The sequence below is a fragment of the Adlercreutzia equolifaciens genome, assembly GCF_029076695.1.
In the GTDB taxonomy this organism is placed as follows: Bacteria; Actinomycetota; Coriobacteriia; order Coriobacteriales; family Eggerthellaceae; genus Adlercreutzia; species Adlercreutzia equolifaciens_A.
Genome location: NZ_JARFIK010000518.1, coordinates 1 through 293 on the forward strand (window position 1 = coordinate 1; position 293 = coordinate 293).

Sequence of the window (293 nt, forward strand, 5' to 3'; positions counted from 1 at the left end):
GTCTTTTTCCATCTTCGCCTGAGCAGAAGACTTCACGCGAGCTTCGAATGCTTGTAGAGTCTGTTCGATCTCTTGGTCGGAGAGTTTGCTCTTATCAGCAAATGCATCCTGAACACCAGCGATCAGCTGATCTTTATCCAGTTTGATGCCCAGTTTTTCTTGTTCTTTTAGAGAGTTTTCCATGTAACGACCCAGCGAGGCACCCAGTGCATAAGCTGATTTCTGATCGTCATTTTTGAACGCTGCTTTGCTGTCAGCAGCTGTAGCAGGTTTTGCAGCTTCAGCAGCAAAAG

At 46.4% G+C, this 293-nt stretch carries 1 protein-coding gene; it reads right to left on the reverse strand.

What is annotated here, in order from left to right:
* Positions 1-293 (reverse strand): FKBP-type peptidyl-prolyl cis-trans isomerase N-terminal domain-containing protein (locus tag PZH32_RS13435; RefSeq protein ID WP_275208754.1); only part of this gene is annotated, 293 nt, incomplete at both ends.